Origin of the sequence: Actinoplanes sp. TBRC 11911, from assembly GCF_012933445.1 — a bacterium.
Classification (GTDB): Bacteria; Actinomycetota; Actinomycetes; order Mycobacteriales; family Micromonosporaceae; genus Actinoplanes.
On sequence record NZ_JABBNC010000003.1, the window covers coordinates 54,667 to 77,873 of the forward strand.

At 70.1% G+C, this 23,207-nt stretch carries 18 protein-coding genes; 10 read left to right on the top strand and 8 right to left on the bottom strand.

Features of this window, described 5'->3' with window-relative positions; genetic code table 11:
- Window positions 1-244 precede the first annotated feature (244 nt).
- The 6 genes from HH310_RS06040 to HH310_RS06065 all read left to right on the top strand — a co-directional run bounded on the left by HH310_RS06040 (window position 245) and on the right by HH310_RS06065 (window position 6,181).
- A complete protein-coding gene (locus tag HH310_RS06040) occupies window positions 245-1,216 on the top strand; it encodes a VanZ family protein (RefSeq protein WP_169174419.1) in 972 nt (323 codons plus the stop codon).
- Between the two features lie 113 nt (window positions 1,217-1,329).
- Window positions 1,330-2,205, top strand: coding sequence for a S1C family serine protease (locus HH310_RS06045; RefSeq protein WP_169174420.1), 876 nt, complete (start codon window positions 1,330-1,332; stop codon window positions 2,203-2,205).
- 18 nt (window positions 2,206-2,223) lie between these two features.
- Window positions 2,224-3,222, top strand: coding sequence for a MoxR family ATPase (locus HH310_RS06050; protein ID WP_169174421.1), 999 nt, complete (start codon window positions 2,224-2,226; stop codon window positions 3,220-3,222).
- A 3-nt stretch (window positions 3,223-3,225) separates the two neighbouring features.
- On the top strand, window positions 3,226-4,113 hold the full coding sequence (locus tag HH310_RS06055) for a DUF58 domain-containing protein (RefSeq protein ID WP_169174422.1): 888 nt from the start codon (window positions 3,226-3,228) through the stop codon (window positions 4,111-4,113).
- Entirely contained in the window at window positions 4,110-5,072 is a 963-nt protein-coding gene (locus HH310_RS06060) for a VWA domain-containing protein (RefSeq protein WP_169174423.1), read from the top strand. The genes HH310_RS06055 and HH310_RS06060 overlap by 4 nt, the downstream gene beginning before the upstream one ends.
- Complete coding sequence (locus tag HH310_RS06065; RefSeq protein WP_169174424.1) at window positions 5,072-6,181, top strand: VWA domain-containing protein; 1,110 nt, start codon at window positions 5,072-5,074, stop codon at window positions 6,179-6,181. The genes HH310_RS06060 and HH310_RS06065 overlap by 1 nt, the downstream gene beginning before the upstream one ends.
- On the opposite strand, the gene HH310_RS06070 is transcribed toward HH310_RS06065, so the two are convergent.
- Complete coding sequence (locus HH310_RS06070; RefSeq protein ID WP_312033863.1) at window positions 6,084-7,556, bottom strand: UbiD family decarboxylase; 1,473 nt, start codon at window positions 7,554-7,556, stop codon at window positions 6,084-6,086. The two genes, HH310_RS06065 and HH310_RS06070, sit on opposite strands and share 98 nt — an antisense overlap.
- Window positions 7,557-7,629: 73 nt before the next feature.
- Here HH310_RS06070 and HH310_RS06075 point away from each other — a divergent pair, with 73 nt between their 5' ends.
- From HH310_RS06075 to HH310_RS06085, 3 genes are all read left to right on the top strand, one after another.
- Window positions 7,630-8,604 (top strand): ABC transporter substrate-binding protein, encoded by a 975-nt coding sequence (locus HH310_RS06075; RefSeq protein WP_169174426.1) that lies wholly within the window; start codon window positions 7,630-7,632, stop codon window positions 8,602-8,604.
- Between the two features lie 50 nt (window positions 8,605-8,654).
- Window positions 8,655-10,598, top strand: coding sequence for a Xaa-Pro dipeptidyl-peptidase (locus HH310_RS06080; RefSeq protein WP_169174427.1), 1,944 nt, complete (start codon window positions 8,655-8,657; stop codon window positions 10,596-10,598).
- 2,127 nt (window positions 10,599-12,725) lie between these two features.
- On the top strand, window positions 12,726-13,709 hold the full coding sequence (locus HH310_RS06085) for an MBL fold metallo-hydrolase (protein ID WP_169174428.1): 984 nt from the start codon (window positions 12,726-12,728) through the stop codon (window positions 13,707-13,709).
- Here HH310_RS06085 and HH310_RS06090 read toward each other — a convergent pair.
- From HH310_RS06090 to HH310_RS06110, 6 genes are all read right to left on the bottom strand, one after another.
- Entirely contained in the window at window positions 13,697-14,833 is a 1,137-nt protein-coding gene (locus HH310_RS06090; RefSeq protein WP_169174429.1) for a type III PLP-dependent enzyme, read from the bottom strand. The genes HH310_RS06085 and HH310_RS06090 overlap by 13 nt on opposite strands.
- A gap of 55 nt (window positions 14,834-14,888) precedes the next feature.
- Window positions 14,889-16,487 carry an ABC-F family ATP-binding cassette domain-containing protein gene (locus HH310_RS06095; RefSeq protein WP_169174430.1) on the bottom strand — a complete coding sequence of 533 codons (1,599 nt, stop codon included), beginning with the start codon at window positions 16,485-16,487 and terminating at the stop codon, window positions 14,889-14,891.
- A gap of 167 nt (window positions 16,488-16,654) precedes the next feature.
- Window positions 16,655-16,774: an FAD-dependent monooxygenase gene (locus HH310_RS43085; protein WP_396027494.1), complete on the bottom strand. Its 120-nt coding sequence runs from the start codon at window positions 16,772-16,774 to the stop codon at window positions 16,655-16,657.
- Window positions 16,771-17,421, bottom strand: a complete 651-nt coding sequence (locus HH310_RS06100) for a VC0807 family protein (protein ID WP_169174431.1) — start codon at window positions 17,419-17,421, stop codon at window positions 16,771-16,773. The genes HH310_RS43085 and HH310_RS06100 overlap by 4 nt, the downstream gene beginning before the upstream one ends.
- Window positions 17,418-18,014: a TetR/AcrR family transcriptional regulator gene (locus HH310_RS06105; RefSeq protein WP_169174432.1), complete on the bottom strand. Its 597-nt coding sequence runs from the start codon at window positions 18,012-18,014 to the stop codon at window positions 17,418-17,420. The genes HH310_RS06100 and HH310_RS06105 overlap by 4 nt, the downstream gene beginning before the upstream one ends.
- A gap of 39 nt (window positions 18,015-18,053) precedes the next feature.
- Window positions 18,054-18,620 carry a phospholipase gene (locus tag HH310_RS06110; RefSeq protein WP_211191828.1) on the bottom strand — a complete coding sequence of 189 codons (567 nt, stop codon included), beginning with the start codon at window positions 18,618-18,620 and terminating at the stop codon, window positions 18,054-18,056.
- Between the two features lie 87 nt (window positions 18,621-18,707).
- On the opposite strand from HH310_RS06110, the gene HH310_RS06115 reads away from it, so the two are divergent.
- Entirely contained in the window at window positions 18,708-19,652 is a 945-nt protein-coding gene (locus tag HH310_RS06115) for a helix-turn-helix domain-containing protein (protein ID WP_169174433.1), read from the top strand.
- A gap of 8 nt (window positions 19,653-19,660) precedes the next feature.
- On the opposite strand, the gene HH310_RS06120 is transcribed toward HH310_RS06115, so the two are convergent.
- A complete protein-coding gene (locus HH310_RS06120; RefSeq protein WP_169174434.1) occupies window positions 19,661-23,167 on the bottom strand; it encodes a S8 family serine peptidase in 3,507 nt (1,168 codons plus the stop codon).
- Window positions 23,168-23,207: the final 40 nt, after the last annotated feature.

The following is a 23,207-nucleotide window of genomic DNA, read 5'->3' on the forward strand; positions in this document are numbered from 1 at the left end:
GTGGAAGCGGCGGGGTACGTTCCGCGACCGCGCACGCCCACACGGTCCAAGCTTCGCCGGAAATGTCCGAGCCGCATAGGTGGCAATGCCCGAAGGTGCTACCGCCGAAAGCCCCGCTCCGGACGCCAACGCAAAGGCAGCCGACGCCTCGGCCAGAGCGGATGAACAGGGGTCGTCGGTTCAGCGCCCGTTATAGACGGGCAGTATCGGGTGCGTGTTTGATCTTGGGACGACCCTTATCGCGGTGGTGCTTTTCGCACTGCTGCTCCCGCTGCTCGTGTTGCCCTGGATCCACGCGGAGTACGAGCGGCACGGCCGTCTGACCGGGTGGACGGCGGTGCTGTCGGCGGGCGAAGTGCTGTATTTGTGCGGGATCGCGGCGTATACCCTGTTTCCCTTACCGCGGGAGACGGCGGCGTTCTGTGCGGCCCGATCGACCGGCGACTTCCTCGTGCTCAACCCGGTCGCCAGCATCGACGGGACGGTCACCGGCTATCTGCAGTTGGTGTTGAACGCGCTGCTGTTCGTGCCGCTGGGATACGCGCTGCGCTACCACTTCCGGCGCGGGATCCTGGTCGCCGGTCTGATCGGGCTGGGTGTCTCGCTGCTCATCGAGGTCGCCCAGGGCACCGCGGTGTTCGGGGCGTTCGGCTGCCCGTACCGGGTGGCCGACACCGGCGATCTGGTCACGAACACGGTCGGGACACTGGTGGGCTGGCTGCTCGCGGTGGCGACCGCGCGGCTGCTGCCGAACCCGGTTCCGGCGCACTCCGCCGACCTGGCCCGGCCCGGACTCACCCGGCGGGGGCTGGCCGTCCTCGCTGACCTGCTGATCGGCTGGTTGATCACGTCGCTGATCCTGGCCGTGGTGGTGGTCAGCGGTGGCCCCGACAGCCGGTGGCTGGCACTGCCCGTCTATGTCAGCATTTATGCTGTTACGACGCTCGTGCTCCCGATGCTGCGGCACGACCACGCGACGCTCGGCCAGGTCACCTTCTTCCTCCGGCCGTCGACCGGCCGGCGGGTGCCGTTGCGCTGGCTGATCTGGTGGCTACCGGTCGCCGTGTTGCAGGCCACCGGCCACCTGTCCGTGGTGCTGCTCGCGGCCGCGGTGATCGGCGTCCTGGCCCGGCTGCGCAAGGACCGCCACAGCGTGCTGGAGTTGGTCACCGGCACGACGACGGTCACCCGAAACGCTCCGGAGCAAGAGCCGTAGAGCGTCCATCTGGGGGTTTTGCAGGGATTTTCCAAAGGGTGGGCGATCTCGCGGACCGGGAACCGGCCATCCGCACCAGGGCAATTTCGCGGAAACGACCCTAGTCTCGATGAATGGACAGCCTGGAGGTTCGGCCGCTCGGCGTTCCCGGCGACCGGGACCCTGCGCCTGCCCCCGAAGAGCCGAAACGCCGGTGGAACACGCCGGTGGTCCGGCGCCGCGTGTTCCTCGCGGTCGTCGCCGTCTGGGCCGTCGTCATCACCGCGGTGGTGTTGTTCCGCGGCGGCGGGGGAAACGACAAAACGCCCGCGGCCCTCCGCCCGTCCGCGTCGCCGTCGGCGTCGGCGGGTCCGTTCACCGCCAAGCAGATCTACCAGACGCTGCTGCCCTCGACCGTGCTGATCCAGACCACCGGGCCGGTCAGCCCCGGCACCGGGATGGCCGAGTCGGCCACCGGCAGCGGCACGATCATCAACGCCAACGGGCTGATCCTGACCGCTGCGCACGTCGTCGAGGGCGCCCGGAGCATCAAGGTCAGCTACACCGACGGCACCTCGTCGCCGGCCCGGGTCGCGTCCTCCAACGCGCAGCAGGACATCGCCACTCTGCAGCCGGACACGCTGCCGATGACCGTGGTGCCGGCCGTGCTCGGCGGCGGGGTCGAGGTCGGCGACGACGTGGTGGCCATCGGCAACCCGCTGGGCCTCGCGATGAGCACCACGGCCGGCGTGGTGTCCGGCCTCGACCGCACCATGAACCGGGACAAGCCGGGCCCGATGACCGGGCTCATCCAGTTCGACGCGGCCGTCAACCCGGGCAGTTCGGGTGGGCCGCTGATCAATGACCGCGCGGAGGTGGTGGGTGTCGTCGTGGCGCTCGCCAACCCGACCGACGCGGGCACCTTCATCGGCATCGGTTTCGCCGTCCCGATCGGGGCGGCGCTGGCCGGCGGTCCGGGCGGCAACGGCCCGGCCGCACCACCGCTCTGACGCCCTAAGGACGGTTTGATGAACTGGAGCGACACCACCGCCCCGCCGGCCTCCGCGGGCCCGGTCGAGAAGGTGCTGTACGAGGTCAAGAAGGCCATCGTGGGGCAGGACGTGCTGCTCGAACGGCTCCTCGTCGCGTTGCTGGCGCGCGGGCACATCCTCGTCGAGGGCGTGCCCGGCCTGGCCAAGACGCTGGCCGTGAAGTCGCTGGCGCAGGCGATCGGCGGCGACTTCCACCGGGTCCAGTTCACCCCCGACCTGGTGCCGGCCGACATCCTCGGCACCCGCATCTACCACCAGCCGACCGGCGAGTTCCAGGTGTCGCTGGGCCCGGTCTTCACCAATCTGCTGCTCGCCGACGAGATCAACCGCGCGCCGGCGAAGGTGCAGAGCGCGCTGCTCGAGGTGATGCAGGAACGTCAGGTCACGATCGGCCGCGAGACGCACCCGGTGCCGAACCCGTTCCTGGTGATGGCCACCCAGAACCCGATCGAGACCGAGGGCACGTACCCGCTGCCCGAGGCGCAGGTCGACCGTTTCATGATGAAGGTGATGGTCGGCTATCCCAGCGTCACCGAAGAGTTCGTGGTGGTCGAGCGCGCGCTCACCCCGGCCGCGGTCATCCAGCGGATCATCGACCCGGCGACGCTGGTGGAGCTGCAGGAACAGGCCGACCGGGTGTATGTGGATCCCTCGCTCATCGAGTTCGCGGTGCAGCTCGCGCACAACAGCCGCGAGCCGGGCCGGGCCGGGCTGAGCGATCTCGCGCGGTACGTGACCTTCGGCGCCAGCCCGCGCTCGTCGATCAGTCTGGTGCTGGCGGCACGCGCGCTGGCGTACATCCGGGGTCGTGAGTACGTCGTCCCGGAGGACGTCAGCGACCTGGTCCTGGACGTGATGCGGCATCGCCTCGTGCTCTCCTACGAGGCGCTCTCCGACGAGATCACCCCGGACGTGATCCTGTCGAAGATCGTGGCGAACACACCGGTTCCGGAACCGGCCGGACGAGGCCGCTGACCCATGGCGAGCGCTCCCGACCGTCTGCTGCGACGCCTGGAGTGGCGGCTCGGCCGCCGTCTCGACGGGCGACTGCACGGCGCCTACCGCACGGTCTGGCACGGCACCGGGATCGACTTCACCGACCTGCGTCTTTACACGGCCGAGGACGACGTACGCCACATCGACTGGAACGTCACGGCCCGGCTCGACGAACCGTACGTCCGGCAGTACACCGAGGACCGTGAGCTGACGTCCTGGCTGGTGATCGACCGTTCCGCGTCGATGCGGTTCGGTCGCGAGGCCGGCAAGGAGTCGGTGGCGACCGAGCTGGCGATCAGCCTGGGGCGGCTCGTCTCGCAGGGCGGCAACCGGGTCGGCGCGATCCTCTACGACAACGACGCCCACCAGCTGATTCCGCCGCGCACGGGACGCGACCAGATCCTGCGGATCACCCGCGAGCTCACCAGGCCGGCGTCGAACCGTCGCGGGCGATCGACGACCGATCTGTCCGCCATGCTCCAACTGGCCGCCACCACGACTTCCCGCCGCCGCAGCCTCATCTTCGTGATGTCCGACTTCATCGGCGAGCCCGGCTGGGACCGTCCGCTGGCCCGGCTCACGCACCGGCACGAGGTCGTGGTGATCCGGGTGGTCGATCCGGCCGAGCTCGAACTGCCCGACCTCGGCATGATCATGATCGAGGACGCCGAGACCGGTGAGCAGTTGCTGGTCGACACCAGCGATCCGATGCTGCGCAGCCGGCTGACCGCCGAGGTCGGGGCCCGCGAGGAGGCGCTTGCCGAGTCGATGCGCCGGGCCGGCGTCGACCCGCACCGGATCGCCACCGATCAGGATCTGCTCGCCGCGCTGGTCGACATGGTCCGCCAGTCCGGACGGAGGCGCCGATGAGCTTCCGGGACCCGCTGATCATCGTGATCGCCGCGCTGGTCACCGCGGCCGCGATCACCGGCTACGTGCTGATCCAGCGGCGGCGCACCGCGGCGTTACGCGCCACCGGGTTCGCGTCGCTGGCCGGCGGCGGGATCCGGCGCCACCTTCCGTACGCCCTGTTCCTGGCGGCCCTGCCGATCCTGCTGACCGGCCTGGCCCGCCCGGAGGCCCGATTATCGGTGCCGCACGTGTCCGGCACCGTCCTGCTCGCCTTCGACGCCTCCAACAGCATGAAGGCGAAGGACGTCACGCCCAGCCGGCTCGCCGCCGCCCAGGCCGCCGCGACCGGCTTCGTCAAGGATCAGCCGTCCACCGTCGACGTCGGCGTGCTGGTCTTCGGCGACCAGGCGCTGCTCACCCAGGAACCGACCGACGACCACGAGTCCGCGATCGCCGCGATCCGGCGGGCCAGTCCGGGCGGCGGCACCTCGCTGGGGCAGGCCATCCTGGTCGCGCTCGGCACGATCACCGGCAAGCAGGTCACGCTGCCCGAGGACGGTTCGCCGCCGCCCGCGCTCGGCTACTGGCCGTCGGCGACCATCGTGGTCTTCTCGGACGGTCAGGAAACCGGCGGCCCGGACGTCGAGGCCGCCGCCGAGCTGGCCGCCTCGGCCGGCGTGCGCATCCAGACCGTCGGGGTCGGCACCGCGCGCGGCGCCACCGTCGAGGTCGACGGCTACCAGCTTGGCACCGCGCTGGACGAGTCGCTGCTCACCCAGGTCGCGCAGACCACCGGCGGCGCGTACCACCAGGCCGGGGACGCCGCCACGCTGGCCCAGTCGACCAAGTCCATCGACCTGCGCCTGACCACGAAGAAGGAGCCGGTCGAGCTCACCGCGCCGTTCGCCGCGGCCGCCCTGGTGCTGCTGACCCTGGGCGGGCTGCTCGGCCTCCGCTGGCACGGAAGGATCGTCTGATGTCGCTCAGCTGGCCGTGGGCACTGCTCGCGCTCCTCGTCGTCCCGCTGCTGCTGGCCGCGCGCTGGTTGCTCAACCGGCGGCGCAAGCGGGCCGCGATCACGGTCTCCAGCGTCGCGCTCATCAAGGCGGCACTTCCCGGCCGTACGGCGTGGCGGCGCCGTATCCCGGCATGGCTCTTCCTGGCCGGCCTGCTGGTGCTCGCGGCCGGGGCGGCCCGGCCGCAGGCGACGGTTTCGGTGCCGTCCAACAACACGTCGATCCTGCTGGCCGTCGACGTGTCCGGTTCGATGTGCACGACCGACGTACCGCCGAACCGGCTGGCGGTGGCGAGCGACGCGGCCCGCAAGTTCATCCGCGGCCAGCACGACGGCACCAAGATCGGTCTGGTCGCCTTCTCCGGCATCGCCGGACTGCTGGTACCGGCGACCACCGACAAGCAGAAGCTGCTCGACGCGATCGACACACTGAAGACCGCCCGGGGCACGGCGATCGGCCAGGCCATCCTGACCTCGATCGACGCGATCGCGGAGACCAACCCGGAGGTCGCCAAGACCGGGGTGGAGCTGGCCGATCCCCCGCCGAACACGACCGGCGAATATCAGCCGGACACCATCGTGGTGCTGACCGACGGCTCGAACACCACCGGCGTGGACCCGGAGACCGCGGCCGAGCAGGCGGCGGCGCGGCGCATCCGGGTCTTCACGATCGGGTTCGGCGGAACCACCCCGGCGCCCATGGTCTGCACCGCCGACCAGCTCAACGGCGACTCGTACTTCGGCGGTCAGTCCGGTCCCTCGTTCGGCGGCGGCCAGTTCGCCGGCCGGGTCCAGGAGATCGACGAGGAAGCCCTGACGAAGGTCGCGGACGTGACCGGCGCCAAGTACTTCAAGGCGCAGGACTCGGACCAGCTCAACGGGGTGCTCAGCGACCTGCCCAAGAACATCGGTCTGCACCAGGAGAAGGCCGAGGTCACCGCGTGGTTCGTGCTGGGCGGCGTGCTGCTGGCGTTCACCGGAGCCGGCCTGGCCCTGTGGTGGAACCGGGGTCCGCGAACCATCGTGCCCGCACCTCGCTCAGGTAACCAGGATCGCTCTGCGCGACCTTAGGAAACGACGACAGCCGCTCCCACGGGCGGCACGCGTCGATCACCGCGCGGCTGGTGAACGGCGGCGCGCCCGGCGCCAGCATCGGATCGAGCCGGCTGCCGCGTTGCCGGCGCAGGATCTCGATGTCGTCGGCCGGGTCGGTGCGGGTCGCCATCGCCCACATCAGCTCGTCCAGGTTGGCCGGGTCGATGTCGTCGTCGACGACCACCACGTAGCGGTTCATGTACGAGACCGCGGGCAGCTGGGCGGTCAGGTGGCCGACCTGGCGGGCATGGCCGGCGTAGCGCTGGGCGATCGACACGGCCACGAACAGCCTGCCGCCGGCCGGCTCGTGCGCCCAGGCCATGACGACGCCGGGCACCCCGGTGGCGACCAGCTCATCGTGGATCATGGCGGACTTCATCACCGTACGCATGTAGGAGTAGTCGTGCGGGGGACGTCCGGGCGGGGCGCCGAGCATGATCGGGTCGTCCCGGTGGTAGAGGCGGGTGATCTCCATGCACAGGTCTTCGCGGCGCGCCCCCGAGTAGTAGCCGGTCCACTCGCCGAACGGGCCCTCCTCGCGCACCTGGCCGGGGCGTAGCCAGCCCTCGATCGCCAGCTCGCTACCGGCCGGGATGGGCAGCCCGGTGTCCGGGCCTAGGACGACCGGGATGCGGTTGGTGACGACGCTCCCGGCGTACGCAAGCTCGGAGACGCCCAGCGGAACCTCGGTCCCGCCCAGCGCGAGCAACAGCGGGTGATGTCCGAAGGACACGGTGACCGGCGCCCGGCCGTGCCGATCGAACCAGGCCTGGATGTGCTGCGCGCCGTGCTTGCCGGGGACCGCGGCGATGGTGACCGCGCGCCCGCCGTCCTGCACCTCCATGCGATAGCAGCCGCCGTTGTGGACGCCGGTCTCCGGGTCGCTGGTGACCACGAGGCAGCCGGTGCCGATGAAGCGGCCGCCGTCGTGGGCGTGCCAGCGCGGCACCGGGAAGTCGAGCAGGTTGATCTTGTCGCCGGTGATCTCGTTCGCCAGCAGCGGCGCGTCGGTGACCGGCAGGATCGGGTAGTTTTTCGCGTCGGCGGCCCATTGTGTGGGTTTGCCGCGAAGGGCCTGGACCAGGCTCTCGCCGGTGTGGTCGCCGCCCTGGCCCAGGGTGAGGCCCAGGCGGCCGGGCGAACCGGTGCTGCCGGTCAGTACCCGGCCGGACGGATAGCCGGTGATGTCGCGGAACAGCAGCGCGGGCGGCATCGCGAGGCGATAGCTCAGCTCGGCGATCGCGCCCAGCTCGAGGTCCCAGTGGGCGCCGCGCACCTCGCGCAACTCGCCTCGCGCGTCCACTTCGTCGAGAAAGCTTCGCAGGCTCAGTAACGGTTCGTGATCCGACACTCGCACACCTCCCGTCTGGGATTAGCATCGATGAAATTCGATGTCAATCTTTCGTACGGGGAAGGCGGCCGTCATGGCCCGTTGGTCTCGAGTGCTCGTGGTGGCGGTGGTGGTCGTCGCCGGCGGCTGCTCCTCGTCGGCCCCTTCGTCGTCGTCGGCGCCGGTCGACCACGTCACCTACATGACGGGGTTCGGCGCGGTCGGCCGGGACTCGTTCGTCTGGGTGGCGCGCGAAAAGGGCTGGTTCAAAGAAGCGGGCATCGAGGTCGACATCCAGAAGGGCGCCGGCAACACCCCGAACCTCACGGCGCTCAAGTCGAACCAGGCACAGTTCGCCGCGATGGACTTCTCCGGCGCCGAGATCCTCGCCGCGCAGGGCAAGTTCACCGAGTGGCGGGCGGTCGCCGCGGTGCACCAGCAGACCCTGGTTTCGATCATGACGACGAAGGACACCGGCATCACTACGCCGGTGGCGTTGAAGGGCAAAACCATCGCCACCGCCAGCGGCTCGGTGAGCGAACTGCTGTTTCCCGGGTACGCCAAACTGGCCGGTCTCGACCCGGCGACGGTGAAAATGCAGGGGACGCAGACCACGGCGCTGAACGGGCTGATGGCGAAGGGCCAGGTGGACGCGGTCAGCACGTTCCTGCTGAGCAAGAAGGCCTTGGAGACGGCCACCAAGAAGGAGGTGGTCGTGATGCCGTACAGCGACTACCTGAAGAACCTCTACGGCAACGTCATCGTCACCCGCTCGGATCTGCTCGCCAAGGATCGCGACCTGGTCTCCCGGTTCACCGGGGCGGCGTTGAAGGGCTTGCGGTACACACTGGACCATCCCGACGAGGCCGCGGCGATCCTGCACGCCGCGGAGCCGACCGCCGCGATTCCCGCCGCGGTGGGCGAGATCACGGCGATGAAGCAGTTCTCGACGCCGGTGGGCCATCTGGACCAGCAGCGGGTGACGGCCGGGATCGCCGAGCTCGAAGCGGCGGGCCTGATGCCGACCGGCCTGACCCCCGCGCAAGTGGCGGATTTCTCACTGGCGTGATCCGTCATCTGCCGGATGAGACCAAGACATTGATGCCTTAACATGCGTCAATGTCACGAAGGCTTGTCCTGGCCGTCGTCGCGGCACTGGGGGCCACCCTCGCCCTCACCGCCACGCCGGCCCATGCCGGAAATGTCCCTCACATCCGTGGCACGGAGACCGTGCCCGCCTACTCCTACGCGGATGCCGTCCGCGAAAGCGTCTGGGTGCAGACCAACCTCGACAACGATGCCGACGGCGTCCGCGACCGGGTGGCCGTCGACATCGTGCGGCCGCGCGCCGGACACGTTCGCGTGCCGGTGGTGATGGAAGGCTCGCCCTACTACAAGTGCTGCGGACGCGGCAACGAGAACGAGAAGAAGACGTACGACGCCAACGGCGTGATCGCGTCGCAGCCCCTGTTCTACGACAACTACTTCGTGCCGCGTGGCTACGCCTTCGTGGCCGCCGACCTGGCCGGCACCAGCCGGTCCACCGGCTGCGAGGACGTCGGCGGGCGCGAGGAGGTGCAGAGCGCCAAGGCGGTGATCGACTGGCTGAACGGCCGGGCCAAGGCGTTCCACGCGGACGGGTCGCCGGCGGTCGCCACCGGCTGGACCAACGGCAAGGTCGGCATGATCGGCAAGTCGTGGGACGGGTCGGTCGCCAACGGCGTGGCGGCGACCGGGGTCGAGGGCCTCGAGACGATCGTGCCCATCTCGGCGATCTCCAGCTGGTACGACTACCAGCGGTACAACGGCATCCTGCGCAGCGAGGACTATCCCGAGTACCTGCACGGGTACGTCAACGGGCGGCCGGCCGAGGCGTGCGCGGACGTGCTCGCCAAGCTGGACACCGGCAGTGACGACGCGACCGGTGACTACAACGCGTACTGGGCGCAGCGCAACTACCGTCCGTCGGCGCGATCGGTGCACGCCAGCGTGTTCCTCGTGCACGGCATCAACGACACGAACGTGACCACGACCCAGTTCGGCCAGTGGTGGAACGACCTGCGGGTGCCCAAGAAGATCTGGCTGTCCCAGATGGGCCACGTCGACCCGTTCGACATCCGCCGTGACGAGTGGGTGGACACGCTGCACCGCTGGTTCGACCGTTACCTGCAGGGCCTGCACAACGGCATCGACCGCGAGCCGGCCGCGAGCATCGAGACCGCCCCCGGCACGTGGGAGAACCAGCGCACGTGGCCGGTGCCCGGCGCGCACCCGGTGCGGGTGGCGCTCGGCGACGGCGACGGCACGACCGGCACGCTGGGCGGCTCGTCCGGCAGCGGCTCGTCCGACAGCGGCTCGTCCGGCGGCGGCTCGCGCACCTGGCTGGACGTCCCGACGCTGCGCGAACGCACCGCGGTGGCCACGCCGAACGTGGCGGTGGCGGGCCGGCAGGCGTTCCTGTCCGCGCCGCTGACCGGTGACGTGCGGTTGTCCGGCACGCCGTCCGCCACGCTGCGCGTCAAGGTGGACAAGCCGACGACGTCGCTGACCGCCCGGCTGGTCGACTACGGCAGCGCGGCGCGGATCAACTACCAGGCGTCCGGCGAGGGCATCACCAAGCTGACCACCGAGTCGTGCTGGGGCGAGTCCACCGCAGCGGACAACGCCTGCTATTTCGACACCGCCGAGAACGTGGTCACCGCGAACCAGGCGATCCTGACGAGGGGCTGGCAGGACGCGGCCCATCACGTGTCGCTGCGGTTCACCACCCCGTTGAAGCCGGACCGCTGGTACTCGATCACCGTCCCCATGCAGCCGACCGACCAGATCGTCAAGGCCGGCCACACCCTGGGCCTGATCCTGCAGCAGACCGACAACGACTACACCTCGCCCACCCCGACCGGCGCCACGGTGACGCTGGACCTGCGGGGGAGCTCGCTGTCGTTGCCGCTGGTCGGCAAGTCCGGCCTGCCCAAGCCGTCCGCGGTCCCGGCCACGGTGCAGGCGCCCGCTCCGGCCGAGAAACTGGCCCCCGCCCAGCCGTTCCGCCCGATCGTCCCGTAACACTCCGCAAGGCTGAGCTGCCTACCGCGCGCACGGCCGCGCGGTAGGCGGCGAGCCCACGCCGCGCGGCGAGTCGCGCGCGACCGTGCTCTCTTGGCGCCTCCCGTCTTCTGATCCAGCTCCTCGGGCTGCTGTTGATGCCGTTCGCGCCGAGCAAACCGCCGTCGCACGGATGCCAGCCGAACTCGCGCCCATCGCGGCAACCCGCAGGTCACCGACGCCGTTCATCGAAAACGACCCGACCGATGTGCGCGATCGCCGCGCAGCCCACCGCAAACCACAGCGCGGTCGGCATCATGACCGAGTTCACGCCCTGTCCGGAGGCGCGCGGGACTTCGAAGCCGTATCCACGCGACCGGCCCAGTCCCCGTCCACCGTGGCGGGCTCACCGCCGTGCTCTGGACTGGCCTCATCGTTGTGCCCTGGTCCGGCCACGCGACGACTGCGATAGCCGAGTCGCCGACTCTCGGCCGAGCCAGCCAGATCGCTGCTCGCAATACTCGACGCGGCGGGCAGGTCGACTTCGGAGCGATCCGCGCGGCGTCTCGCCCCGTTCGGCCGCCGGCCCGCGGCGAGGCGCGACCGGTGGGCTTGGCTGTCATGCGACTGCGGCGAGAGACGGGGGCTGGCCGCGGCCACCGCTGGTGCGCTGCTCGCGGCCGACTCCTGATCGTGGCGCGGCGGTTGGGCACCTCGGCGGTGCGGCAGCGTGTGGGGTGTGCGCTCGCGGCCTCGGGCACGGCCACCTCGGGCACGGCCACCTCGGACGCGGCCACCTCAGCCTCGACCGACTTAGGCGCGGCCACCTCAGCCTCGACCGACTTGGGCGCGGCCACCTCAGCCTCGACCGACTTGGGCGCGGCCACCTCAGCCTCGACCGACTTGGGCGCGGCCACCTCGACCTCGACCAACTTGGGCGCGGCCACCTCGACCTCGACCGACTTAGGCACGACCACCTCGACCTCGACCGACTTAGGCACGACCAGCTCGGCCTCGACAGCACGAAGCTCACGGTTGGCGGGGACGGCCTGTTCGACCGACTTGGGCTCGACCGACCTGTAGTCGGCGGACGTCTGCCCGAAAGGCTTCTGCTCGGCTGGCCTGCCGTTGGGCTGCGACGCTTGGGGTTGGGGGCGTGGGCTTAGAACTTCTGCCAGGTTCGTCGCGCGTGAGACTCTGGCCGCGTCGGGAGGTCGGGTCTGGGTGGACGGTCGCGCTGGGCCTGTGCGGCGCGGCTCGTCGTTCTCGGAACGCCCTGGGTCTCGGGAACTATCGCGGATGCGGCGAAGCTTTCGGGCGTGCCGCTGTTGCAAACCCCAGATGCGATGGCGCTCATGATCGCGACGGAATTTCTCGCTCTCGGCAGAATAATTGCGCGACAGTGTCCGGTCGCGCATTACCGCCAATTCTGCTCTGGTGAAAAGACTTAGCTGTCGCACAATGAAAAGTGTGTCACGCGAGGTCTCGTGATCGCCAGTCGGCCGGTGATTTATCAAGCCTGAATAGAACAATATGCCGTTCGGCTTAAACGGCATCGGACGTTCGGCTTAAAACGCCGAGGTCGTATTCCGGGAGCCACGTCGGGGTCGCAGCCGAGCGCCGGCGGCGCGCCCGCGACGGGGACGGACGGACGACCGACGGACGGACGGACGGACGGACGGACGGACGGACGGACGGACGGACGGAGCAAAAGACTCGAAAACGGACGAAAACCGGACGGATGCAGGCAGGCAGGACGGGCGGAGGTGGGAGGGAAATGTGAAGGGAGGGAAGCCTCGGTCACGGCGCGGCCATGTGCGGACCGAAAGAGTGAAGGGAGGAAAGGAAGGGTGAAGGGAAGGAATGACGGAGGAAAGGACGGCCGGAGGAAGGAGACCGCGGAAAGAGACCACGGAAGGAAAGAGCGAGGAAAGGACGGGCGGAGGACGAAACGAAGAGGAAACGACGCGCGGGAGGAAACGAAGAGGAAACGACGGGCAGAGCGAGGAAAGGAATGAGGCAGGGAGGGAGGAAAGGAGGGGAGGAAAGGACGGAGGGAGGCGCCGGCTGACTACGGACGTCCACCATGCGGAGATTTGGGGATCGTCTTGCCTGGACGCCGCTGGCCGTCTGCGGTAATGCGGAGGCATGCAGCAGATCAGCCTCGCGCCGGTCGACGGCGTGCATATCACGATCCTGATGGACAACGCGGCGGACTGGTTGCTCTCCGACGAGGAGGGCCTGGTCCGCCGCTGGGGCATCGACGGCACCGCCGGGCCCCTGCCGGTGATCCCGGCCGAGCTGGCGGTCGACAAGCACAGCTTCGACTTCCTCCGGGCCGAGCACGGCTTCTCCGCGATGATCGAGGTGGTCACCGGCAGCGGGACCCGGCGGGTGCTGTTCGACACCGGTGTCACCCCGGACGGCATGGTCGGCAACCTCGACCGGCTCGGCATCGCACCGGACTCGTTCGAGGCGCTCGTGTTCAGCCACGGGCACTTCGATCACGTGATGGGCCTGCACGGGTTGACCCGCCGGCTGGGCCGCACCAACCTGCCGATGCTGCTGCACCCGGATTTCTGGCTGCAGCGCCGCATCGTCGGGCCGGACCGCACCTTCGAGATGCCGCAGCCCAGCCGGGCGGCCATCGAGGGGGCCGGCTTCACGATCGTCGAGGACGAGCAACCCTCCTTCCTGCTGGACGGGATGCTGCTGGTCACCGGCGAGGTGGACCGGACCACCCCGTTCGAGAAGGGCATGCCGCCGGAGCATCAGGCCTTGCGGGACGGCCGGTGGCAACCCGATCCGCTGGTGCACGACGATCAGGCGGTGGTGCTGCACATCCGCGACAAGGGCCTGGTCGTGCTCACCGGCTGCGGGCACGCCGGGATCGTCAACATCGTCCGGTACGCGAAGCGGCTCACCGGCGTCGACCACGTGCACGCCGTGCTCGGCGGTTTTCACCTGCGTGGCGGTGACGTCGTGCCGGCGACGGTGGCCGCCCTGGCGTACGAGCAACCGGATTTTGTGGTCCCGGCGCACTGCACGTCGTGGCTCGCTCACCAGGCACTCGCAAAAGGGCTGCCGGACAGCTACCGGCCCAACGCGGTCGGCAGCCGTTACGAACTCTGAGCGATCACCGCGAGCGGCGGCAACCCGTTGAAACCCACCGAGGAGTAGGTCGCGGTGTACGCCCCGGTGCCGACGATCCGCACCACGTCGCCGGCGCGCAGATCCAGCGGCAGTTCGTACGCCGTGTGCTGGTAGAGGATGTCGACGCTGTCGCAGGTCGGCCCGGCCAGGATCACCGGCCCGGCGGGTCCGCCGTCGCGCGCGGTCACCAGCCGGTACTGGATCGCCTCGTCCTCGGTCTCGGCCAGCCCGCCGAACCGGCCGACGTCGAGGAACACCCAGCGCTGTTCGTCTCCGTAGGACTTGCGCGACACGAGCACGACCTCGGTGTGCAGCACCCCGGCCGGCGCCGCCACATAGCGCCCCGGCTCGATCATCAGCTCCGGGCGATCCTCACCGAAGTGCCTGCTCACGGCCGTTTCAATGCTGCTTGCGTACGCCTCGATCGGCGCCACCGCCGTGCGATAGTCCACCGGGAAGCCGCCGCCCGCGTTGAGGATCCGCGGCCGGATCCCGTCCGCGCGCAGTTCGTCGAAAAGCGCTGCCGCGGTCGCGATGCTGGGCTCCCAGCGCCGCGGGTCGAGCTGCTGCGAGCCGACGTGGAACGACACCCCGGCCGGGTCGAGCCCGAGCCCGGCCGCGCGGCGCATGAGATCGGCGGCCATCTCGGGCACGCACCCGAACTTGCGGCTCAGCGGCCACCGTGCGCCCATGCTGGACGCGAGCAGCCGGCACAAAACCTCGGAACCGGGGGCGTACGTGGCGATCTTGTCCAGCTCTTCGGCGCTGTCGAACGCGAACATGCGCACCCCACGGGCGTACGCATAAGCGATGTCCTCGGCTTTTTTGATCGTGGAACCGTAGGATAGGCGCGCGGGATCCGCCCCCGCCGCACGGCAGAGGTCGATCTCCGGGCGGCTCGCCACGTCGAACAGGCAGCCGGCGCCGGCCAGCTCGCGCAGCAGCGCCGGTTCCGGATTGGCCTTCACCGCGTAGTGCACGTGGGCACCGGCGAAGGCCCCGGCGATCCGGCGATACTGCGCGACGGCCGTCGCGACATCGATGATCAGACATGGCGTCGGGGCGGTGACCTCGGGGGCGGTCACTGCGGCGGTCGCTGTCATGCTCGCTGTCCTCCGTGTCGGGGGGCGTGCGCGGGCACTTAGCGTATGACGTCAATTACCGATCGTCACTATGGAGCTTCCCGGCGGACAACCGCAGCCGCCGGGTCACCCCGATCTCGCGCAGGAACCGCTCGTCGTGGCTGACCACCACAAACGCGCCCTCGTACGCGGTGAGCGCACCCTCCAGCTGACCCACGCTGACCAGGTCGAGATTGTTTGTCGGCTCGTCCAGCAGCAGCAGGTGCGGGGCCGGATCGGCGAACAGCACGCAGGCCAGCGTGGCCCGGAGCCGCTCGCCGCCGGACAGCAGGCCGGCCCGCAGATGCGCCCGGCCGCCGCGGAACAGGAAGCGGGCCAGCCGGTTCATCCGCTCGGCGTCGGGCAGCTCCGGCGCGAACCTCGCCAGGTTCTCCGCCACGGTCAACGCGGGATCGAGCAGGTCGAGCCGCTGCGACAGGTAGGCGATGCGCCCGTCGGCCCGGGTGACCGTCCCGCCCGCGGCCAACTCGCCGGTGATCACCCGCAGTAACGTCGTCTTCCCGGCGCCGTTCGCACCGGTCAGCGCGATGCGTTCCGGGCCGCGCACGATCAGATCCACGCCGGTTAGCACATCGCCGACCGTGATCCCCTCGGCGTGGAACAGCGTGCGGCCCGCGGGCACCCGGGTGTCCGGCAGATCGACGACGATCCGCTGATCGTCGCGCAGCTGATCCAGCGAGGCGCTGAGCCTGTTCTGGGCGTCCCCGAGCCGGCTGGCGTGCGTATCGTTCTGCCGGGCCGCCGACTCCTGGGCGTCCCGCTTCATCTGACCCGCGAAGATCCGCGGCAGCCCGGCGTTCTTCAGGTTGCGCGACGCCGTGCTCGCCCGGCGCGCGGCGCGTTCCCGCGCCTGCTGCATCTCCCGCTTCTCGCGCTTGACCTCCTGCTCGGCGTGCCGGACGGTGCGCTCGGCGACCTCTCGCCCGGCGCGGACCGCTTCCTCGTACGCCGTGAAGCCGCCCCCGAACCAGCCGATGTCGCCGCCGTCCAGCTCCGCGATGCGGTCCATCCGGTCGAGCAGGTCGCGATCGTGGCTGACCACGAGCAGGCAGCCTTTCCACTCCTGCAGAGCGTTCGCCAGGCGGTCGCGGGCCGAGCGGTCGAGGTTGTTGGTCGGCTCGTCGAGCAGCAGCACGTCCGGGTTCTTCAGCAGCTGCGCGGCGAGCCCGAGCGACACGATCTGGCCGCCGCTGAGCGTGTCCAGCCCGCGGTCGAGCGAGACGTCCGCCAGGCCGAGACGGCCGAGCTCGTACCCCGCCCGTTCCTCGACGTCCCAGTCCGACCCGATGACCGCGAAATTCTCCTCGCTCGCATCGCCGGCCTCGATCGCGTGCAGCGCCGCGATCTTCTCGTCGATGTGCAGGACCCGGGCGACCGTGCGGTCCGCGATCATCGGGAGGTCCTGCGGCAGGTAGCCGAGCACACCGTCCACGGTGATCGTTCCGGCGGTGGGGGTCAGCTCACCCGCGATCAGTTTGAGCAGCGTGCTCTTGCCGGCGCCGTTGGGGGCGACGAGCCCGGTGCGCCCGGCCGGCACGGCGAACGACAGGCCGTCGAACACCGGCGTGTCATCGGGCCAGGAGAAGGACAGATTGGTGCCAACGATGGAAGACATGCTTGAGGAGACCTTTTCCGGGCGCGAGACGACGCCCATCGGTGTGCGGGAATGACGACATGGCCACGCGGCGCGTTCAGCGCCGGCGGTGGTCCTCCGGGCTCTCACCCGGAGATGTCGTCGTCACCTGCCACAGCGATCTCCTTAATCACCGCAACTGTACGCCCTCAGCCGGTGACGGTGAGAGCGGAAGCCAGCACCACCACCCGGGCGCCGCCGAGGGCCAGCTCACCGGCCAGCATGAGCCCGGTCGGGCCGGCCCCGGCGACGATCACGTCGGCGCTCATGCGCGCAGCCCCCGCGTCTTCGTGTAGTACAGGTGGAACAGCAGGGTCGGCACGGCCAGGACCGGCCAGCTGGCGTTGAGCACGGCCGGCGCGAGGTCGAGCGGCAGTAGGTAGGCGGCGGCCAGCGTGACGACGACGTTGACCAGTCCGACGCAGCCCCAGACCAGGGTCAGCACCCGCAGGCCGTGCCGGAACTCCGCGTCGGTGTCCCACTTGGACTCCCAGTCGCGTAAACCCTCGGGACCGACCTTGGCGAGCACGAAGGCCCGGAACAGCAGCATCAGCGCCGGCCGCCCGACGAACACCGAGGCCAGCAGCCATGCTGAGACCAGGCCGAAGAGCAGGCCACCCCAGGCGTCGCGGATCAGCATCGTGCGGGCGTCCCCGGTCATCGCCGAGACGCCCAGGCTGAGCGCGACCACCGACAACACGAAGACGGCGAGGAAATCGACGGTGCGGGTGCGGACGAACTTGACCAGCACGGTGACGACCGGGACGACCGCGGACAGCAGCAGCGACCACCACTGGTCCACCCCGGCGGCGCGCAGGCCGTAATACACGATCAGCGGCAGCCCGAAGTCGACGACCATCGGGATCAGCAGGGCGGCACGGTTCATCGGCTTGGCAGGGGCGGTTGTCGTGGTCATGAGGGGTCCTTCCGGGTGGCGCGCAGGAAAAGGCCGACAAGCTCTTGCCCGTACGCGTGGGGGTCGAGATCGGTCCGGGAAGCGGCCGCGTCGATGGCGGCACGCACGGTAACGGCCATGACGATCGGATCGAAGGTGCGGAACTCGCCCGACTCCTGGCCCTGGCGGAAAAGCGTGGCCAGCCGGGACACCGGGTCGTCGACGTCCTCGGCGCGCAGCAGCGGGCGGCCGTCGTCGGTGCGGGCGTTGGTGGCGATCTCGACGACCGCCCGGATCGCGGTGGGGTGTTCCGCGATGAATTCCAGGTTGGACTCGAGGTAGGCGGTCAGCTGCTCGGTGGGCGTGGTGGCGGCGCGCAGCCGCTTGCCCATGTAGTCGGCGGCCTCGGCCAGCACGGCGCCGGCGACCGCGCGGACCAGCTCGGCCTTGTCGTCGAAGTGGTAGGAGATCAGCCGGGTGCTGCTGATGCCGGCCCGCTTGGCGATGCGGGCGAAGGAGGCGTTGCCGTAGCCCAGCTCGGCGATCGTGTCGATCGCGGCCAGGACGATCTGGGCCCGTCGGGCCCCCGTGGTCACCGTGTCGTTTACTCGCACGAGTAATTTTTTACTCGTGCGAGTAACATTCGTCAAGGCCTATCTTGAAGCGCGGTCTTCGGCGGCCCTTTTGGACGCCGACTCGATGCGGCGGACCTCGGCCCGGGACACCTTCGGAGCGCCGTAGTGGCGGGCCGCGCGGTAGTAGACGCCGGCCAGGACCGAGCAGACCGGCCGCAGCAGCAGCCCGTAGGTGGCGCACTTGCGGCGCAGGTCGGCGAGGAACGCCCGATCGATCCGGGCCCGGTTCGCGGCGAATCCGCCGATCGCCTTGTAGTTGCGATAGCCGAAGTCGTGCCGCGCGCACGCCAGCCGGAAGTCGAAGCCGATCGGCCGGTCCGGGCCATCCGTGCAGTAGTCGGTGGTCCAGATGAAGCGGTAATCGGACAGGCGATCGGGGTGCAGGCGGGCCTCGTTCCAGTCGCGGTAGCTCTCGGCGCCGGGGTCGGTCAGCGCCCTCAGCACGGCCGGCTTGCTCGGCGGCGCGACCCGGGCATCCGACCCGGCCATGGCACCCGGCGCGGCCATCGCGGGCACGGCGGCCGGTGCGGCCAGGACCCCGGTTACGCCGACGACCACGGCCGTGATCACGAAAGACCTACGCATCAGTCACACCCCACTTTGCCCGACAAATCGGGCAAATCCTACAGTGGGCCTTCCGAGGGAGATCGACTTGCTCCTAGCCTGTGTCGCGTGTCCGATGTTGTTGAGCTGCTCAGCGCCGCCGAACAGCACGCCTACCGGCTGCTGGTGCGGCTGGCCGGGGCCGGCCCGGCGGAGCTCGCCCGGCAGGCCGGCATCTCGGCGGCGGAAGCGGCCGAGCTCCTGGAAGCGTTACGCCGCAAGGGACTGGCCAGCGCCGGCCCGCCGTTTCACGCGCTGCCGCCGGATGTCGCGCTCGGCGAACGCTTGCTCCGCGAGCAACAGGCCCTGGAGTCGGCGCGGCAGATGGTCGCCGCGCTCAGCGACGAATACCGCAGCAACACCCGCCGCCGGCACGCCGACCACCTCGTCGAGATCGTCGTCGGCGCGACGGCCCTACGGGACCGGCTACGCGAGATGCAGGAGTCGGCCCGCGAGGAGATCCTCTGGTTCTGCCGGGCCAACCCGATTGCCATGCAGGGCCCGGACAACACCGAGGAGACCTCGGCCCTCGAACGCGGCGTCCGGTACCGGGCCATCTACGAGCTCGAGCTGCTGGAGAAGCCGGGCGAGCTGGACAGCATCGTCGAGGCCGTCAAACTCGGTGAGCACTCCCGGACGCTGCCGGCGCTGCCGGTGCGGCTGGCCATCGCGGACGGGTCGCTGGCGATCTGCCCGCTGGTGCCGGACGCGTCGCGCGGCGTGGGCGAGCCGAGCGCCGCGCTGATCCGGTCGAGTGAGTTGCTCGACGCGCTCAAGGCACTCTTCGAGTCCTATTGGGAGCGTGCCACGCCGCTGCTGGCCGACGACCGGGACGACCCGGACAAGCTGCTGCTGTCGCTGTTCGTCGCCGGCATGCCGGACAAGTCGATCGCCACCCAGCTCGGTGTCAGCCGCCGCACGGTGCAACGCCGGCTCGACCGTCTGATGACGGTGGCCGGCGTCGACACCAGGGCGGGGCTCGCTTTCCAGGCCGGCAAACGCGGCTGGTTATAAGGAAACCCTCAGGACCGCCCGTACGCCGAGAGCACCGTCTGCCGCACGCTGTCACCGGCCCGATCGTCGGCCGTGACCCGCAGCGAGACCTTCCCGTGGCCGGCCGGAACCAGGAACTTCGAACCCACCGCGGGCGCTGTCGTCCAGTGCGCACCGGCGTCCGAGGACACCTCGACGCGTACCGAATGGGCACCTGGAACCGAGACGCCCAGCAGGTGCGCCCGGGAGGTTGCGGTGCCGTCCAGCGCCACCGGGGCCGCGTACGAGATCTGGAGCAAAGGCAGCGAGCCGGAGCGAGCCGACCGGAAGGACCACTCGGTGGTTGTGGACGTTCCGTAGATCCACTCCGCGCCGCCGCGGCTGGTCGACAGCGTCAGCCGGTACGCGGCGTCCCCCCTCGGCACCGTCACGTCCTGCCACGCGTCCGGCAATGCGGTGAGTAACGTGCCGTTGCGATACAACCGCGCCGACGCCGTGCTGTCACCGCCCACCGGACGGATCAGCGAGTGCTTGCCGGTGCCGTCGACATACTGGGCGATGCGCAGGTTCAGCACGTTCCCGGTGCGGGTGCTGCCGGAGCCGGCCGGCCGTACGACCGGGCCGTACCAGGTATCCGTCGACGTGCCGGCCGTCCGGTACGAGACCGGCTCCTCCACCACGCCGCCGTCCAGCGGGCCGCCGATGAAGTTCTCCGGATACGCGTGGTGCACCTGATGCTGCCAAATGGTGTCGCCGGTGGAGACCCATTCCTCGCGTACGGACGGGGTCCGCACATAGCGATCGGTGTCGTTCCACGCGTAGTCCTGCCACGGACGCCAGCCGAACCGCTGCTCCTTCGCCCAGTCGAGCCCGCCGTTGTCCGCGTACCGTGCCGTGATCCGCTGCGAGTTCGCCGCGGTCACCCGGTAGACGATGTGCTGCGGCACGCGATCGTGGGCGACCTGGAAGACGTCGTAGAGATACGGGGTGTTCGGCGTGAGCGTCAGCGTGAGCGAGCCGCGCTTGGTGAGCAGCCGTTGGCCCTCGTCGTGCGTGACGACCAGTGCCACCGTACCGAGCCGCTCCCCCGCCGGCGTCCACGCGGACACCGCCGGGATGCCGGGTTCGCGCACCACGACCGCCACCGCAGCACCGGCTTCGGCAGCAGCGGCGACCAGCGAATACTCGTCGGCGTCGGGCCCGGCCCGCAAGACAACGGCCTTCCCCCGTACGCCTCCGCCCAGCCCCGCCACCAGGTCGAAGCGCTTGGTCCCTTGGAAGACGGGTGAGTTGTTCATCAGGCGAAGGGGCACCGCCGCGCCCGCGACCGTCGCCTCGCTGAGCGGCGCCGCGAGCTGCCACCGGGACGAGAACTCGAAGCTGCCCCGGCGCACCTTGCCGGTCGGCGTGACGTTGAGCCGCTGGATGTTGCTCGCGTCCTGGTATCCGTTGGCGATGGCCCGCCCGGAGCCCAGCACCCGGTACGTGTAGTAGCTGAGGACGGTGCGCGTCTCGGCCGGCTTCGGTGTCTCGATCGTGACCGGGTTGGCCTTGCGCGCGTCCAGCACCACCGAGATGTCATGGTCGACGTGCAGCTCGGGCATCGTGACGAGGGTGTCCTCGGTGGCCGTGCCGATCGAGGCGTTGAGCAGGTAATCGCCCTCGGTCACCTCGAGCACCGGGTGCTGGCCGGCGAACATCGAGCCCAGCACGTCGAAGCGCGGGTCGTCGCCGAACATCAGCAGCACCGGCACGTCGGCGGGGTTGCCGTCACGGTCCACGGCGGACAGCGTGACCTTGCGGTGCGGGAGGTCCAGGGTGCCGCCGATCGCGGTGGTCAGCCGGATGCCGTCCGGGCCGGTCGCGGTCAGCCAGCCGCCGAACTGGCCCTGATCCGACTTGCCGGGATCGAAGGTCAGGGTGACGTTGGTGCTGCCGCCCGCCGGGATGGTCACCGTGGCCACGTCCGGGGCGACCGCGGCGAGATCGTCCTGAAGCGACAGCGTGACCGATTTTTCGGAAAAATTGGTGTAAGTCACGGCGCGGGTGTTGGCCTTCTCGCCGACCGCGCGTAACCCGAAGTCCGCCACGCCGGTAGCGGTGACCCGCTGCGTCACGGCCCGTGCCACATCCACCCGGCCGGCGCCCTGCCCGTACACGCTCGTCCCGGCCACCGTCTTCGCCGTACTGACCAGCGCGTTCTTGAGCTGCGCGCCCGTCCACGATGGATGCTGCTGCGCGAGGATCGCCGCCGCGCCGGCCACGTGCGGCGTCGCCATCGACGTGCCGGAGGCGCTCGTGTAAAGGTCGTCGACCGGGTCGCCCATCGTCGTGCCGGCCGCCCGGGCCGCCACGATGCCGACACCGGGCGCGGTGATCTCCGGCTTGAGCCCGTGGTCGCCGACGCGCGGGCCCCGGCTGGAAAAGTCGGCGAGCGCGTCGTCGCCGTCGACCGCGCCGACCGTCAGCGCGGACGCGGCCGATCCCGGCGAGCCGATCGTGTTGTCCGCGCCGGAGTTCCCGGCCGCGATCACGAACAGCGTGCCCTTGCTCGCGCTGATCTCGTTCACCGCGGCGGCCAGCGGGTCGGTGCCGTCGGTCGGGTCGCCGCCGAGGCTCATGTTCACCACGCGGGCGCCCTGGTCGGCGGCCCACTGCATGCCCTCGATGATCCCGGACTCGAGCCCGCTGCCGGTGTCGTCGAGAACCTTGCCGATGAGCAGCTTCGCGCCCGGCGCGACACCCGGATGCGCGCCGGCCGCGGCCACCGTCGACGCGACGTGGGTGCCGTGGCCGACGTGGTCGGCGATGTCCGGGCTGTCGCTGAAGTCCTTCTCGCCGACGATCTTCCCGGCTACGTCCGGATGCGTGGCGTCGATGCCGGTGTCCAGCACGGCCACGGTCACGCCGGTGCCGTCGAGACCGGCCTGCCAGGCGGCGGGCGCGCCGATCTGCTCGGCGCTGCCGTCCAGCGCCGCGGTCACCTTGCCATCCAGCCAGATCTTCTGCGTGGCGGCGACCCGGGCATTCGCCTGCGTACGCCAGAACGCCGCGAGACTGTCCTTGCCCGGGCGCACGGCGACGGCCCCGATGCTGGGCAGTGCCGTGGAATCCGACACCCGCATCGTCGAGAGACCGGCCGGGGACTGCACGATCAGCGGGAGGGTCGCGCTCGCGGCGTCGCCGTATCCCTCGTCGATCAGGTGCCGGACGTCGAACAGTTCCATGTCGAGCCGGCCGTCGGCGAGCATCGGCACGGCGTCGGCGGGGATGACGCGTACGCCGTCCTTGGTCTCGATGGTCTGGAAGTTGATGTTCGCCCGGCCCGGACCTGGCCGCACCGAGGCGGCGAAGCGTCCGTCACCCGCCGGGGAAAGCGAGACGACGTCGCCGGTGATGAGGGTGACCGACTGCCCGGTGACGGCAATCGGGCCGGCCGGCTTCACGGTGGCCGCGGCGGCGGTGGGGGAAAGCGCTGCGGCTCCGAGCAGGACTCCGGCGAACACTGCGGTGATGCGCGGGGATGGTGGGGACACGGTCGGCTCCTTAGCGTTGCCGCCACCTCGCAGACGAGGC

Coding starts and splice junctions, on each gene's coding strand:
- HH310_RS06080 (WP_169174427.1), top strand. CDS start 8,655: ATGTCACGAAGGCTTGTCCTGGCCGTCGTCGCGGCACTGGGGGCCACC.
- HH310_RS06055 (WP_169174422.1), top strand. CDS start 3,226: ATGGCGAGCGCTCCCGACCGTCTGCTGCGACGCCTGGAGTGGCGGCTC.
- HH310_RS06100 (WP_169174431.1), bottom strand. CDS start 17,421: ATGACCACGACAACCGCCCCTGCCAAGCCGATGAACCGTGCCGCCCTG.
- HH310_RS06050 (WP_169174421.1), top strand. CDS start 2,224: ATGAACTGGAGCGACACCACCGCCCCGCCGGCCTCCGCGGGCCCGGTC.
- HH310_RS06095 (WP_169174430.1), bottom strand. CDS start 16,487: ATGTCTTCCATCGTTGGCACCAATCTGTCCTTCTCCTGGCCCGATGAC.
- HH310_RS06085 (WP_169174428.1), top strand. CDS start 12,726: ATGCAGCAGATCAGCCTCGCGCCGGTCGACGGCGTGCATATCACGATC.
- HH310_RS06075 (WP_169174426.1), top strand. CDS start 7,630: ATGGCCCGTTGGTCTCGAGTGCTCGTGGTGGCGGTGGTGGTCGTCGCC.
- HH310_RS06065 (WP_169174424.1), top strand. CDS start 5,072: ATGTCGCTCAGCTGGCCGTGGGCACTGCTCGCGCTCCTCGTCGTCCCG.
- HH310_RS06110 (WP_211191828.1), bottom strand. CDS start 18,620: ATGCGTAGGTCTTTCGTGATCACGGCCGTGGTCGTCGGCGTAACCGGG.
- HH310_RS43085 (WP_396027494.1), bottom strand. CDS start 16,774: ATGAGCGCCGACGTGATCGTCGCCGGGGCCGGCCCGACCGGGCTCATG.
- HH310_RS06060 (WP_169174423.1), top strand. CDS start 4,110: ATGAGCTTCCGGGACCCGCTGATCATCGTGATCGCCGCGCTGGTCACC.
- HH310_RS06045 (WP_169174420.1), top strand. CDS start 1,330: ATGGACAGCCTGGAGGTTCGGCCGCTCGGCGTTCCCGGCGACCGGGAC.
- HH310_RS06090 (WP_169174429.1), bottom strand. CDS start 14,833: ATGACAGCGACCGCCGCAGTGACCGCCCCCGAGGTCACCGCCCCGACG.